Source organism: Rhizobium sp. BK176 (genome assembly GCF_024808055.1).
In genome coordinates this window covers 240,323-254,885 of record NZ_JANUBV010000003.1, presented here as the reverse complement: position 1 = coordinate 254,885, position 14,563 = coordinate 240,323, and the positions used below count along the sequence as shown (strand labels likewise).

Sequence of the window (14,563 nt, the reverse complement as noted above, 5' to 3'; positions counted from 1 at the left end):
GAACCGACGCGCTAAGCCGCCCGCCGGCGTGGAGACCGCGCCATCAACCGCGCATAGGCGATGGCTGAAAGCATATTCACGTGGTTTGCCTTGCCCGTGCCGGCAATATCGAAGGCCGTGCCGTGGTCGACGGACACGCGATCGATCGGCAAGCCGAGTGAGACGTTGACCGCCGTGTCGAATGCGATGAGCTTGATCGGAATATGGCCCTGGTCGTGATACTGCGCGATAACAAGATCGAAGGCACCATTATAGGCACGCGCAAAGACCGTGTCGGCCGAGATCGGACCAACGACATCGATGCCCTTCGCCTGCGCCAGTTCGACGGCAGGCGCGAGGAATTCACTATCCTCGGTGCCGAACAGGCCGTTCTCGCCGCAGTGCGGGTTGAGACCGGCAACCGCGATCCGCGCCTTTCTGCCAAGGCGCATGAAATGATTGTGCCCCGCCTCGATCGTTGCGAGAACGCGCTCGGTCTTGGCGCGTTCGATAGCGCCCTTCAGCGAGATATGGGTAGAAACGTGGATGGTGTTCAGCCGCTCCGAAGCGAGCAGCATGAACGAGCTCTTCGAACCGGTGAGATGCGCCAGCAGGCCGGTGTGGCCGTCATAGTGATGGCCGGCGAGATTCATCGCTTCCTTATTGATCGGCGCGGTAACGATGACATCGGCGTTGCCTGACATCGCAAGATCGACGGCACGGCTGATGTAGCGCACCGACGCGTCACCCGCGACTGGACTGACCTTGCCGATCTCAGGCAGCGGCGCACCAAGCTCGACCTCGTCGACGGCAATCTTGCCCGCGCCAGCTGCATCCGCCGGCGCGAAGGAAAGCCCGGTTGCGGCGGCGCGATTGGCGCGCTCGAGCGCTTCCGTGTTGCCGACGATGACGAAATCGCGACGCTCCTGCTCCGGCATCGTGGCAAGCGCCTTGACAATCACCTCGGGGCCGACACCGGCCGGATCGCCGAGCGTCACGGCAACTTTCGCATTCCTGTCCATCACTCACGGTCCTCTTTGAATGAAAGCGGCCTCAAAAAGCGGCTTGGTAGATCGAGCGGATATCGGCGCGCGACAGGTCGCGCGGGTTGTTGTCCAGCAGGCGACGGATCGCAAAGGCATCGTCAGCCATCGCATCCAGATCACTTTCCGGCACGTCGAGGCCAGAGAGTTTCATTTCAATCCCGAGTTCGGCGCAAAAGGAATAGGCGGCATCGAAAACAGATTCGATATGGCCTGAAGTCTGGCGACCCAATGCTTCCATGATGATATTGGTCTTCTCAGGCACCGCCGGCGTATTGAAGGCGAGCACATGAGGGAAGATCAGCGCATTTGCCGCGCCGTGCGCCACATGCCAACGCGTACCGAGCGGATAGGCGAGAGCGTGACCACCAGCGGTATTGACCGGGCCGAGACAGAAGCCGCCATACAGGGAGGCAAGCGCCAGGCCGGCACGCGCCTCGGCGTCGGAGCCATCCTGAACGGCGCGAGCAAGATACTTGCCGACCAGCCGCGTTCCTTCGATCGCATAAAGGTCGATCATCGGATGCGCCTTGCGATTGGTGAAAGCCTCGACACAGTGCGCCATCGCGTCGACCCCGGTTGCCGCGGTCGTGCGCGCAGGCACGCTGAAGGTCAGCGCCGGATCGACAACCGCGATATCGGCCAGCATGTGCATGCTCTCGACGGCAAGCTTGGCCATCGTCGTGGGGTCGGTGACGAGGGCCCTGATGCCGGCCTCGCTGCCGGTGCCTGATGTCGTCGGCACCTGAGCTAGCGCAACGCGGCGCGGCCCCCTGACTTTGTTCGGCCCGACAACTTCATGCAATGTCTGCGAGGAACCGGCAAGCACTGCGGCAAGCTTGGCAAGGTCCATGGCACTGCCGCCGCCGAAGCCAACCACCAGTTGGGCGTCTGCTGCATTTGCCACGGCCAACACCTTGTCGAGATTGGCAGTATCCGGCTCTGGGGTTACATCGGCAAACACCGTGACGTCGCCCTTGAGGGCAAGCGTATCGACGCGCGTCGCGTTGAAGGCGTCGGAGATAACGAGAATCCTGCTGTAGCCTTTCTCGTTGGCCCACTTGCCGAGCCGCTCTGCCGTGCCGACGCCGAACTCGATCAGGTGCGGCCGGACGATTGTGATAGGCGAATCCAAGCTGACCACTGGACCACTCCTCCGTGCAAGTGCTGGCGACTTATCTCCGTCGCATAAGATGTAAATTTGTTATACAAAGCTACTGCATTTGGCAAGCAGTCAGATCGCCCGCGACGAGGAAATCGTGCTTTTGCCAATCACATCGCACGCCAATCCATCCAAATTTTGCGTCCAGATCGTTGATTTTGCAAATAAAAATGACAATAGCCTGAAATTGAGGTCATTGAGGTGGAGTTGGAGCCGAATGGCCATAAGAAAACGGGAAGTTGTTAAATGAGCGCGCGATCCGACCCACTTCTTCCGTCAAGAAGTGGAATCGGATCGAGGAAATTCACAACTGACAACCTATGAAGGTGTTACGCTATCGCATCGGCGGAAAGCCGCACGTATTTTATGGCACGGCGATAATAAGTGTAGGCGACATGCACCACGCCATCCGCTCCTTGAATAATCGAGGGGTAGGAAAACTCACGGTTCACCGAGTCTTTCGAATTGTTGCTCAAGCAATATCCGTCACCGGTATCAAGATCGACACGTCGGGGAAAGCTCACGCCGCCATCACCGGAGAGGGCAAGGCTGAGCGGCGCGCGAGGGACGCCCCAGACGGCCTTGCGTCGCTCGCTTGTTTGCACCGGCGCCACCTTTGTCCCCTCGTCGCCTTCGATCTCATCGTAAAGCGACTGGCGCCGAGCATCCGAGGTCGAGGCATTGGAATGGTTGTAAACCATTGCGATCATGCCGTTTTCCAGTCGCGTCGCCTGGATCGACGAGTTGTTGTTCGGCAGATCAATCGGCCGAGGCGCGCTCCAATGTGCGCCGCCATCACTCGAGCGGCTGGACAAGACCGATTCGGCAAATCGATTGCGATAGAAGGCCACAAGGTTGTCGCCGTCGATCGGCACGATATTCATGTGAACCGCGCCGATACTATCCGGGACCTCCGTCATGACCCAGCTTTTGCCCGCGTCGCGCGAGATCAGCACGCCCGCCGTATCGACGTCTCCCGTCCAGCGTTCTCCGGGCAATCCAATGCAGCGAAAGACCGGCAACAGCCAGGTGCCAGTGCGATTGACGATGATCGGCTGGCGCACGAACGTGCCCGGAATATCACAGAGAACGCGCACCTCTCCGAAGGTTTTTCCGCCATCCTCCGAGATACGACATTTTACAATCGAGCCGTCCTGGTTGCCCGAGGTCTGCGAGGTATAAAGTAACCAGACTTTTCCGTCTGGCGCATTGAAAACTAAAGGATTTTGTTCGGATTTCGCCGGATCGTCCGACATCTTCTCCGGCTGCGACCAGCCCGCCGCTCCCGTCGCCAGTCGCGACATGTAAATGGAGATATCACCCATTCCCTCCATCGTGCCTCCGAACCAAACGCAAGTCAGGGTTCCATCTGGCAGAAATGCGAGATTGGCCGCGTGATTCTGGATACAGGGAGAGGGTAGATACGCTTCAGCGCGACCCTTCTCGGCGGACTGCTCGGCGATGTCTCCGGTCATCAACGCCGGAACCGCCTCGGGCGGCAAACCTGTAAAGCTCATGTTCCATCCCTCACGGCAGCTTGGCATAGGCTTCGGAAAGCGCCGCATAGTCGGCGTCGCTGATTGGCATCAACGGCGCACGGGTCCGCCGCCAGGCTGCGTTACCGGTCTTGAGACCCACCATTGCCTTGATCGTCGGAATCTGGACATAGGAGTTAGAGAGCGTTCGATAGGCATTGATGCGAGCTTGGGCAATCTCGACCTCGCCGGCACACGCCTCATCGTGGACCTTGTCGTATACGGTGCGCAGCGAGTCCGCGACGAGGTTGGAGGTTGCCGTGATGCAGCCCGCACCTCCCGCCTTCAGGAGCGGCAAGAGCAGTGGATCAGCTCCGGCCAGCACGGAAAAGCCCGGATAAGCGGCGATGATCGCCTGCATGTTATTGAAATCACCTGCGGATTCCTTGATTCCGACGACCGTGTTCGGGAATGCTTCGATCAGCCTGCCGATCAACGGGATCGAAAGCGGAACGCCTGAGACTTGCGGGATATGATAGAGAATGACCTGCAGCCTGACATCGCCGATCTTTTCCAAAACCTGCGAATAGGCAGCAAACAACCCGTCGTCGGATACGCCTTTATAATAGAAGGGCGGCAGCATCACGACCTTTGTCACGCCAAGAGAGAGCGCATGCTTGGTCAACTCCACCGTTTCCGGAATGGCAACGACACCAGTACCGGGAAGCAGCTTGTCGGCGGGCACGCCTGCCTTGAGGGCTGCCTCAAGGATCGACCGACGCTCGCCGGAGGAGAAGGAATTCGCCTCACCGGTCGTGCCAAGCAGCGCTACGCCGTGACATCCTTCCCGCAACAAGCGTTGGCAGTGCTCGGTGAAAAGGTCCAGGTCCGGGCTGCCGTCCGCATTGAGCGGGGTCGCCGCCGCGCTGAATACGCCTGAAATCTTGTAATCGTTCATATCGTCCTCCTCGGATGAACGCCGCACAGCTGGCGGCCAAGGCGGGAACTCGAGCCCGCGAGATGCGGTTTTCATCTTCCTCACAGCAGATGTTGTCAATATGACAATATGCGACAGCGGCTTGTGATATTTGTAACTAACTGAAAACGCGAAATAAAATATTTTAGATCTTCCTCAAGCTCGAGGCATGGATTAATTTTAGTTGACATATTTACATTATCGAGCGAGTGTCTGCGCCATGTCGTGATGCACTTTCGGGATAGAGTGGAAAGTGGAGACGCCATCAATTTTGCCATGGGAGGACACTATGACTGACCGCAATGAAGGGAAATCTGCGCAGGGAACGCAGATGTCACGCCGCGAGGCTTTGAAGCTCGGCCTCGCCGCTGGCGTTGGCCTCACCGTATTCGGGATGAACGCCCGGATCGTGTTCGCCGATGAGGGACAGGTTCTCAAGGCCGCGCATCCGGCGTTCGACCAAGACTGGTCACCGCTGCGCGGCGGCGGACGCCCGTTCCGCTGGAACTCGATCTGGTGGGCTTCGCCGATGTATTTCGATAGCGAAGGCAAGATCAAGCCATATGTCTTCACCAGCTGGGACTCGCCTGACAACAAGGTCTGGACCTTCAAGATCGACCCCAAGGCCGTCTTCTCCGACGGCAGCAAGATCACCTCGGCTGATGTCAAGGGCTCCTGGGAAGTTGCTTCCATGCCCAACACGAAGAGCCAGCGCGCCGACCAAGTGCTGAGCAAGGTTCAGGGCTATAAGGAAATCAGCGGCGGTTCCGGCAACGAACTGACGGGCGTTGCAACGCCTGATGAAGGCACGGTTGTCGTCACCCTGACGGAAGTCGACCCGATCTTCTTCATGCGCCTTGCCAACCACATTGCTCCCATCACCAAGGCGGCGCAGTCGCGCGGCAGTGACGGCGAGGAAGTTGCCGATTGGTACAAGCCTGACAGCAAGCCCGTTTTCTCCGGCCCGTTCAAGCTGACCAGCCTCGACATCGACGCCGGCAAGCTGGTCTTCGAACCGAACGAGAATTTCTTCGGGCCGAAGCCGAAGCTGGCGCGCATCGAAATCACGTCGGTGGAAGACAACGTCACCGCGACCTCGCTGATCAATTCGGGCGAGTTCAACGCTCACACCGAGCTCGTGACATCCACCATTATCCAGGACCTCGGTCCGGAATTCTCCTCCGGCCCGCTGATCCCGACCAGCCAGCACTTCTGGTTCAACGTCACTCGTGCCCCGATGGACGACCCCAAGGTTCGCCAGGCGCTGATCATGGCGATCGACCGCGACGGTCTCTTCAAGGCTTCCTACCCGGATGGACCGCACAAGAAGGCGGATCAGATCCTCAATTCCGTGCCCGGCGCCGACAATTCCGGCTTCGAGCCCTATCCGTACGATCCGGCAGCCGCCAAGAAGCTGCTCGCCGAGTCGAGCTATGGCGGCCCCGAGCGTCTGCCGAAGATCTTGTTCGTCGGCATTTCCGCGCCGGCCATCGAAGCTGCGGCCCAGTTCATTGCCGAGCAGTGGCGCCAGAATCTCGGCATCACCGCCGTCGACATGAAGCCGCAGCAGGACTCCTACGCAGGTCCGGACCAGAACGCGGTACAGATCTTCCGTGACGACGTCGGCACGCGTGTTCCGGACGCCGTTTCCTATCTTGCGGGCTGCATCGCTTCGACCTCATCGAACGCGCAGAACAAGCTTGGCGGATACAAGAACGAGAAGGTCGACGCGGCCCTTGCGGAAGCGGCCACGAAGGCCGCCGACGATCCGCAACGCGTCAAGCTCGCCCAAGATGCGCAGAAGGCGTTCCGCGAGGATTGGGCGTTCATTCCGTGGTATTCTCAGGCGATGTCGCGCTGGGCCACCAAGGAGGTCAAGGGCATGGAAAAGAACCTCGACTGGCAGGTCGTCGCGCCCTGGGACATTTCCGTCGGCTGAGCTGTCGAACGTCCCGAATAGATAGCCTTCTGGCAAATTAGCAACCGCGCGAAGACCGCAGGGCCTTCGCGCAAGTTTCAAGAAGACATCGCATGTCCGCCTTGATGCGGAAAGGTGTCTGCCAACCGGTGGGAGATGACCTTGTTACGCTACGTGCTAACCCGGTTTGCCATCTGGATTCCGTCCGTGCTGATCGTCATGCTGGCCGTCTACGCGCTGGCTTTCTACGGCGCCGGCGATCCGATCAAGTTGATCTTTCTGCGCGCACCCGGCGATGTTGCCTATAACCCACAGCGCATCGAAGCCATCCGCGAGAGCGCCGGCCTCAACAAGCCGTTCATCGAGCAGTTCGGCTTTTACATCTGGAATCTTCTGCATGGCCAGTTCGGCAATTCGCTGACTTCGGGCCGTTCGGTCTGGGCCATGGTTTCGGCTGCGGCACCGGTTTCCTTCCAACTCGCGCTCTGTTCCATCATTCTGACCGCTGTCGTCGCCATTCCGCTCGGCATGATCGCGGCACTCAACCAGAACACGCGACTCGACTACACGATCCTGGGCAGCGCGCTCTTTCTCTGGGCGATCCCTGCCTATGTCGCCGGTCCGTTGCTGATGGTCGCGCTCATCGTGCTGCTGCCGATGATCAAGGTGCCTTATGGCTGGGGCGGCGTGTTCGACGTGCGCATCCTCTTGCCGCTGCTCGTATTGTCGTTCCAGCCGATCGCACTGATCGTTCGCCAGACGCGCGCTGCGGTCATCGAAGTCCTGTCCGAGGATTTCGTCCGGACGGCCCGCGCCAAGGGCGTGCCTGAGATCGTCGTCGCTTTGCGCCACATCCTGCGCCCGGTGCTGACGCCTGTCGTCACTCAGCTCGGCCTGATCATGATCACGATCGTCAACGGGGCGATCTTCGTCGAGCTCGTCTTCGGCCTGCCGGGCCTCGGGCGCCTGACGGTGCAGGCGCTGACCAATTCTGACTATCCCGTCATCCTGGCGATCACGCTGATCGGTTCCTTCCTGGTCATGGCCTCGAACCTGTTGGTCGATGTGCTTTATCCGCTGCTTGATCCGCGCGCCAACGATGCAAGAAGGAGCCGCTGACCATGTCCGCCATCCCTCTCTCCACGATCGAAGCAACGCAGGAAGAGCCGCCGGTCAACCTGTGGCGTGACGCCTGGTACCGTCTGAAGCGCAACAAGCTTGCCCTTTTCGGTCTGGTTGTCGTGCTGATCCTCGGTTTCACCGCAATCTTCGGTCCATACCTGACGCCTTACGACTATCTGACGCAGGATCTGCAGGCGCGAAACGCGGTTCCGTCACTTCACCACCTGTTCGGTACCGATGATCTAGGTCGGGATGTTTTCAGCCGCGTCGTCTTCGGAACGCGCACGGCCTTCCTGGTTGCTATCGTCGTGACCTTCATCGCGGTTGCGATCGGTCTCGTGCTCGGTGCCATCGCCGGCTTCTTCGGCAACCCGTTCGACAGCGCCATCATGTGGCTGACTGACGTGACCATGTCGGTGCCGAATCTGCTGCTCGTCGTCGTCATCAACGCTTCGCTGAAAACGCCGATCGCAAAATGGATGGAGGCCCAGTACATGGCAACCCTCAATCCATTCTACCGCCAGACCATTTGGGTCGATTTCTTCCTCGTCTTCGGCTCGATGGCGCTGATCTCCTGGCCGCCCTATGCCCGCCTCGTGCGCGCTCAGGTGCTGTCGATCCGCAGCCGCCCCTATATCACCGCGGCACAGGCGCTTGGCCTCTCCAACTGGGTGATCATGAAGCGCTACGTCGTGCCAAACGCGCTCGGACCACTCATCGTCTCCGTCAGTGCTGGCCTCGGCACCGCCATGGTTCTGGAGAGCGCCTTCAGCTTCCTCGGCGTCGGCGTCAATCCGCCGACCCCCAGCTGGGGTAACATGATCTCGGATGGCCTGCGCGTCTGGCAGCACTATCCGCATCTCCTCGCCGCACCGGCAGCCGTTCTTGGCCTTGCCTCGGTTGCTTTCAGCTTCCTCGGCGATGGCCTCAACGACGCACTCAATCCGCGGGGCAGCAAGTGATGAACACAACCAAATCCAATGAACGCCTACTCGATGTGCGCGGTCTCACCGTCGAGATCGACGGACGCAATGGCCCTGCCGTCGTTGTCGACGGCATCGACCTACACGTCAACAAGGGCGAGACGCTCGGCGTCGTCGGCGAATCCGGCTGCGGCAAGAGCCTGACCATGCTCAGCCTGATGCGGCTCCTGCCCAACAAGATCAAGGTGACGAAGGGCTCCGCGAGCTTCGACGGCAACGACCTTCAGAAGATGTCCAACAAGGAACTGCGCAAGGTCCGCGGCGGCGACATCGGCTTCGTTTTCCAGGATCCGATGACATCGCTGAACCCCGTGATGCGCATCGGCGACCAGATCTGCGAACCGCTGATCTATCACCGCAAGATGAGCAAGGCGCAGGCCCGCCAGCGGGCTGTCGAACTGCTGCGGCTCGTTGGCATTCCGGGGCCGGAAGAGCGGCTGCAGGCCTATCCGCACGAGCTTTCGGGCGGAATGCGCCAGCGCGTCATGATCGCCATCGGCCTTGCCTGCAATCCGAAGCTCTTGATTGCTGACGAACCGACGACCGCGCTCGATGTGACCATCCAGGCCCAGATCGTCGATCTGGTGAAGGATCTGCGTGCCAAGCTCGGCATGTCTGTCGTCTGGATCACGCACGATCTCGCGCTGATCGCTGGTCTCGTCGATCGCGTCGCCGTCCTCTATGCCGGCACGGTTGTGGAAGATGCGCCGGTGGACGAACTCTACTCTCGTCCCAGCCATCCCTATACGCGCGGCCTTCTGGCCTCCATTCCCAAGCTTTCCGACGCCCCGGCAAGCCGGCTTTCTTCAATCGGCGGCACACCACCAGAGCCCGGTCGCCGGCCGAAGGGGTGCCCGTTTGCGCCACGCTGTCCGTTGGCCGAACCCGTGTGCCATGAGCGCGTGCCAAAGCTCGAGCCGCTCGCCGGAGCCGGGAATCATCGGGCCGCCTGTTTCGTTGTCCAGAAAGTGCAGGAGGCTGCGTGATGGGTGCACAACCGCTTCTCAAGGTCGAAAACCTCGTCAAGCATTTCCACGTCAAGCTCGGCGCCTTCGGCGAGCGTGCGGCGACGGTTTATGCGCTTGACAACGTCAACCTTGATATCATGGAAGGCGAGACGCTTTCCCTTGTCGGCGAATCCGGCTGCGGCAAGTCGACAACCGGCTTTACCATCCTCAACCTCTACAAGGCGACATCAGGCAAGGTCGTCTACAAGGGGCAGGATCTCGCGACCCTTGATGAGAAGCAGATGCGGCCGTTCCGCCGCGACCTGCAGATCGTCTTCCAGGACCCGTACTCGACGCTCAACCCGCGAATGACGATCGGCGAGGCAATCGGCGAGCCGATCCTGTTCCACAAGCTTTGCACCAAGGCGGAACTGAAGGACAGGATCGCGACGCTGCTGACCGACGTCGGGCTGCCGACCCGTTTTGCGCAGCGCTATCCGCATGAGCTTTCCGGCGGTCAGCGCCAGCGCGTGGTTATCGCCCGGGCGTTGGCGTGTCAGCCGAAGTTCATCGTCTGCGATGAGGCGATCTCCGCTCTCGACGTTTCCATTCAGGCGCAGATCATCAACCTGCTGCTCGACCTGCAGGAAAAATACGGGCTGACCTATCTGTTCATCGCCCACGATCTGGCGGTCGTACGCCATATCAGCACACGCGTCGGCGTCATGTATCTCGGTCGCCTTGCCGAACTTGCGACCCGCGAGGAGCTGTTCGAGAACCCGCTGCACCCTTACACCAAAGCGCTGCTCTCCGCCGTTCCGGAAACCGATCCGGAGCTGGAGCGTACTCGCAAGCGCCAGATCCTGCAGGGCGATGTGCCGAGCCCGCTTAGTCCACCGACCGGCTGCCGCTTCCATACCCGTTGCCCGATCGCCATGGAGGTCTGCAGCAAGATGATCCCCGAGTGGAAGGAAGCAAGGCCCGCCCATCTCGTCGCCTGCCATGCGGTCAACACGGAAACGAACGCATGACGCTTGAGGTCGCGATCATCGCTGACGATTTGACCGGCGCGCTCGACACGGGCACTCCGTTTGTCGATGCCGGTCTATCCGTCGCTGTCGCAATCGATGTGGATGCAATTCCCGAAGCGCTTCTGACTGGCTGCAACGTGGTTGTGGTCAACACAGCTTCACGAGCTCTCCTGGGGGAGGAAGCGGCGAGAAGAGCCACTGCTGCGGCGAAGGCTCTTCTTGCCGCCTCGCCGGGCATTGTCCTGAAGAAGATAGACTCCCGTCTCAAGGGCAATGTTGCAGCCGAAAGCGCTGCCTTGGCTGAAATTTTCGGTCACGGAGCCATCGTTGTGGCGCCTGCCATCCCCGACCAGCAGCGCTTGACCCGCGATGGCCATGTCTTTGGTCGTGGCGTAGCCGAACCCATCCCGATTGCTGAGCTCTTCAAGGCAAATGACGGCGAAGTGTTCGTGCGAGACGCCGAGACTGACAGTGACCTTGACCGACTGGTTGGCGAGTATGAGTGGAGGACGACGCTTGCTGTCGGCGCTCGCGGCTTGGGTGCTGCCTTTGCCCGAAAGATCGGGCAGACGGACCGACCACGCAAACCGCTTGCTGCATCATCCGAGACCATCTTTGCCTTTGGCTCTCGCGATCCGATCACGGCAGCACAAATGACCAAGCTGGAAGGGTCTGGCGCCCTGACTTCGACCATTGATGCCCCTATCGGAGCAGTGCCCCGCGAAGGGCAATTTACCTTGCCCCTGCTTCTGCGTTGCACGGGTGAAATAACCAGCGATGCAGCAGCAGTTGCCGACCGCTTCGCGAAAGGCGTAAAATCAGTCATAGATGCCACGCGCCCGGAAATGCTGATGGTCGGGGGCGGTGACACGGCGCTGGCGGTATTTTGTGAACTTGGAATTCGGGTCCTGATGCCGAAGGGCGAAATCGAGGCGGGGATTCCGTGGTTTGACGTTACGACTGCTGATGGCTTGCGTCTGCGCTGTGCGGTGAAGTCCGGGGGCTTTGGGAATTCTGATAGTTTGCTAAGACTGATTGCACAGAATCAGGCGGCATAAGCAATGCCGGCGGGGAGAATGAAGGTGGACGAAGCAAGCGGTGTATCGGCGAAAGCCCAGACGACCCCGGCAGCCAAGCCGGAGCGTGGCAAGGCCGTGAAGCTGGTCGATCGGGTCTTTGATCAGTTGCAGGAGCGCATTCGCTCAGGAAACTATCCTCCGGACTCGCGTCTTCCCGGCGAGCACGAACTTGCATCGATGCTCGGCGTCTCCCGCCCGATCGTGCGCGACGCCTTGGCACGGCTGCGCGATCAGGGAATCGTCTATGCCCGTCAGGGAGCCGGAACCTTTGTCAGCGCCCACGGTTCGCCGACCACGCAACTTTCCTATTCGCCGGTCAAGACGATCGCGGATATCCAGCGCTGCTATGAGTTTCGCCTGACGATCGAGCCTGCTGCCGCCTACTTTGCTGCCAAGCGCCGCGACGAGGCGGCGATCCAAAAGATTGCCGCTGCGCTTGCCGATCTGCGCGAGGCAACCAGCCACCAGCTGCATCGCACCGACGCCGATTTCACGTTCCATCGTGCGGTCACCGAAGCCGCCAACAATCACTACTACACAGCCTCGATCGACGCCCTGAAGGCACACATCGCTGTCGGCATGCACCTTCACGGCCTATCGCTTCTTGGTCCGCGTCAAGGCCTGGAGCAGGTCTACGAGGAACACAACAAGATTTACCTCGCGATCGTCGAAGGCCGCGCGGAAGACGCACGAGCCTTGATGAAGGCCCATCTTGAGGGCTCGCAGAGCCGCCTCTTCGAAGGCCGCGCTCTGGACCTTTCCATGTAGTTGCGGCAGTTGGCTTGACAGCTTTGCCGCTCTGGCTCTAACCTTTTCGCATTCACCAGGGGGGTCCCGGCAAGGGGCTGAGATACTGCTATCGCGCGCAGTGACCCGTTGAACCTGATCCAGTTCATACTGGCGTAGGGACGGTGCAAGCGCTCGAAGGCATTGGGTTCTCGCGTGGAATCCGTGCCGGCGTCTTTTCATCATTCCGGCTGATGACTGGGTCTCCAAACCTAAAACTTGGAGCCTCAAACCATGAATATTGCCGCAAAGAACATCCCCCCGACCGTTACAACGGGCCCGCTACCGGCCTCCCGCAAGATCTACATCCCGGGCGAGATCCACCCCCATATCCGCGTTCCCATGCGCGAGATCAGCGTCCATCCGACGTCAGGCGAGCCGCCGGTCACGGTTTATGATTCGTCGGGCATCTATACCGTCGAAAATGCGGACATCCGCATCGAGCAAGGGCTTCCGGAATTGCGCCGCAATTGGGTTCTCACTCGCGGCGACGTCGAAGCCTACCACGGCCGCCGGGTACGCCCGGAGGATAACGGCTTTGCCAGCGGCGAACGGTTGACGCCAGAATTTCCCGCCAAGCGTCAGCCGCTCCGCGCGAAGGACGGCAAAGCCGTCACCCAACTCGCCTATGCGCGCGCCGGAATCGTAACACCGGAGATGGAGTTCATCGCCATCCGCGAAAATCTCGGCCGCAAGGCGAAGGCTGAGGCTGTCAAGCGCGACGGTGAAAGCTTCGGCGCTCACATTCCCGATCACGTCACCCCCGAATTCGTCCGTCTGGAGGTGGCCGCCGGTCGCGCGATCATTCCCGCCAACATCAACCATCCCGAAGCCGAACCGATGATCATCGGCCGGAACTTCCTGGTGAAGATCAACGCCAATATCGGAAACTCCGCGGTTACGTCTTCGATGGCCGAAGAGGTCGAGAAAATGGTCTGGGCAGCCCGGTGGGGCGCCGACACCGTGATGGACCTCTCCACCGGCCGCAACATCCACAACATTCGCGAATGGATCATCCGCAACTCGCCGCTGCCGATCGGCACTGTCCCACTCTATCAGGCGCTGGAGAAGGTCGAGGGCATTGCCGAAAACCTGACCTGGGAGGTCTATCGCGATACGCTCATCGAGCAGGCGGAGCAGGGTGTCGACTATTTCACCATCCATGCCGGTGTCCGGCTTCACTACATCCCGCTGACCGTCAACCGCGTTACCGGCATCGTCTCGCGCGGCGGCTCGATCATGGCCAAGTGGTGTCTTCATCACCATCGTGAGAGTTTCCTCTACGAGCATTTCGAAGAGATCTGCGACATCTGCCGAGCCTACGACGTCTCATTCTCGCTCGGTGACGGGCTGCGTCCGGGTTCGATTGCCGACGCCAACGACGCCGCGCAATTCGCCGAACTGGAGACCCTCGGCGAACTGACGAAGATCGCCTGGGCCAAGGACTGCCAAGTCATGATCGAGGGCCCGGGCCATGTCCCGATGCACAAGATCAAGGAAAACATGGACAAGCAGCTCGCCGTCTGCGGCGAGGCGCCCTTCTACACGCTGGGACCACTGACGACAGATATCGCCCCCGGCTACGACCACATCACCTCGGGCATCGGTGCCGCGATGATCGGCTGGTTCGGCACGGCAATGCTCTGCTACGTCACGCCGAAGGAGCATCTTGGCCTGCCCGACCGCAACGACGTGAAGACCGGCGTCATCACCTACAAGATCGCCGCCCATGCCGCCGATCTCGCCAAGGGGCATCCGGCCGCTCAATTGCGCGATGACGCCCTGTCGCGCGCTCGTTTCGAGTTCCGATGGGAGGACCAATTCAACCTGTCGCTCGATCCGGAGACGGCCCGCAGCTTTCACGACGAGACGCTGCCGAAGGAAGCCCACAAGGTCGCGCACTTCTGCTCCATGTGCGGCCCGAAATTCTGCTCGATGCGGATATCACACGACATCCGCGCCGAGGCGCAGAAGGAAGGGCTCGACGCCATGGCGGCGAAATACCGCGAGGGCGGCGATCTCTATATGCCGATCGACCCCATCGAACAGTCGCGTGACTGAG

At 60.4% G+C, this 14,563-nt stretch carries 12 protein-coding genes and 1 riboswitch; of the genes, 8 read left to right on the top strand and 4 right to left on the bottom strand.

All coding sequences use genetic code 11. The annotated features are described in order from the left end of the window. Nucleotides 1-11 precede the first annotated feature (11 nt). The 4 genes from pdxA to FHT76_RS13930 all read right to left on the bottom strand — a co-directional run bounded on the left by pdxA (nucleotide 12) and on the right by FHT76_RS13930 (nucleotide 4,617). Nucleotides 12-1,001 carry a 4-hydroxythreonine-4-phosphate dehydrogenase PdxA gene (gene pdxA / locus FHT76_RS13945; RefSeq protein WP_183863768.1) on the bottom strand — a complete coding sequence of 330 codons (990 nt, stop codon included), beginning with the start codon at nucleotides 999-1,001 and terminating at the stop codon, nucleotides 12-14. Nucleotides 1,002-1,032: 31 nt separating this feature from the next. Beyond that, a complete protein-coding gene (locus FHT76_RS13940) occupies nucleotides 1,033-2,166 on the bottom strand; it encodes an iron-containing alcohol dehydrogenase (protein ID WP_183863769.1) in 1,134 nt (377 codons plus the stop codon). Nucleotides 2,167-2,513: 347 nt separating this feature from the next. Then, entirely contained in the window at nucleotides 2,514-3,701 is a 1,188-nt protein-coding gene (locus tag FHT76_RS13935; RefSeq protein WP_183863770.1) for an exo-alpha-sialidase, read from the bottom strand. 10 nt (nucleotides 3,702-3,711) lie between these two features. Next, the gene (locus FHT76_RS13930; protein WP_183863771.1) at nucleotides 3,712-4,617 is read right to left on the bottom strand and encodes a dihydrodipicolinate synthase family protein; all 906 of its coding nucleotides are present in this window, start codon (nucleotides 4,615-4,617) and stop codon (nucleotides 3,712-3,714) included. A gap of 307 nt (nucleotides 4,618-4,924) precedes the next feature. On the opposite strand from FHT76_RS13930, the gene FHT76_RS13925 reads away from it, so the two are divergent. From FHT76_RS13925 to thiC, 8 genes are all read left to right on the top strand, one after another. Further along, nucleotides 4,925-6,574 carry an ABC transporter substrate-binding protein gene (locus tag FHT76_RS13925; RefSeq protein ID WP_183755110.1) on the top strand — a complete coding sequence of 550 codons (1,650 nt, stop codon included), beginning with the start codon at nucleotides 4,925-4,927 and terminating at the stop codon, nucleotides 6,572-6,574. A gap of 141 nt (nucleotides 6,575-6,715) precedes the next feature. Further along, on the top strand, nucleotides 6,716-7,672 hold the full coding sequence (locus FHT76_RS13920; protein WP_183755109.1) for an ABC transporter permease: 957 nt from the start codon (nucleotides 6,716-6,718) through the stop codon (nucleotides 7,670-7,672). Between the two features lie 2 nt (nucleotides 7,673-7,674). Further along, nucleotides 7,675-8,637, top strand: a complete 963-nt coding sequence (locus FHT76_RS13915) for an ABC transporter permease (RefSeq protein WP_016556690.1) — start codon at nucleotides 7,675-7,677, stop codon at nucleotides 8,635-8,637. Then, nucleotides 8,637-9,644 (top strand): ABC transporter ATP-binding protein, encoded by a 1,008-nt coding sequence (locus FHT76_RS13910; protein WP_183863772.1) that lies wholly within the window; start codon nucleotides 8,637-8,639, stop codon nucleotides 9,642-9,644. The genes FHT76_RS13915 and FHT76_RS13910 overlap by 1 nt, the downstream gene beginning before the upstream one ends. After that, nucleotides 9,644-10,636 carry an ABC transporter ATP-binding protein gene (locus FHT76_RS13905; protein ID WP_259185627.1) on the top strand — a complete coding sequence of 331 codons (993 nt, stop codon included), beginning with the start codon at nucleotides 9,644-9,646 and terminating at the stop codon, nucleotides 10,634-10,636. The genes FHT76_RS13910 and FHT76_RS13905 overlap by 1 nt, the downstream gene beginning before the upstream one ends. Then, nucleotides 10,633-11,694 (top strand): four-carbon acid sugar kinase family protein, encoded by a 1,062-nt coding sequence (locus tag FHT76_RS13900; RefSeq protein WP_183863774.1) that lies wholly within the window; start codon nucleotides 10,633-10,635, stop codon nucleotides 11,692-11,694. The genes FHT76_RS13905 and FHT76_RS13900 overlap by 4 nt, the downstream gene beginning before the upstream one ends. A gap of 18 nt (nucleotides 11,695-11,712) precedes the next feature. After that, entirely contained in the window at nucleotides 11,713-12,483 is a 771-nt protein-coding gene (locus FHT76_RS13895) for a FadR/GntR family transcriptional regulator (RefSeq protein WP_183755105.1), read from the top strand. A gap of 47 nt (nucleotides 12,484-12,530) precedes the next feature. Then, nucleotides 12,531-12,642: riboswitch (TPP riboswitch) on the top strand. Nucleotides 12,643-12,735: 93 nt separating this feature from the next. Then, entirely contained in the window at nucleotides 12,736-14,562 is a 1,827-nt protein-coding gene (gene thiC, locus FHT76_RS13890) for a phosphomethylpyrimidine synthase ThiC (RefSeq protein WP_183863775.1), read from the top strand. Nucleotide 14,563 lies beyond the last annotated feature (1 nt).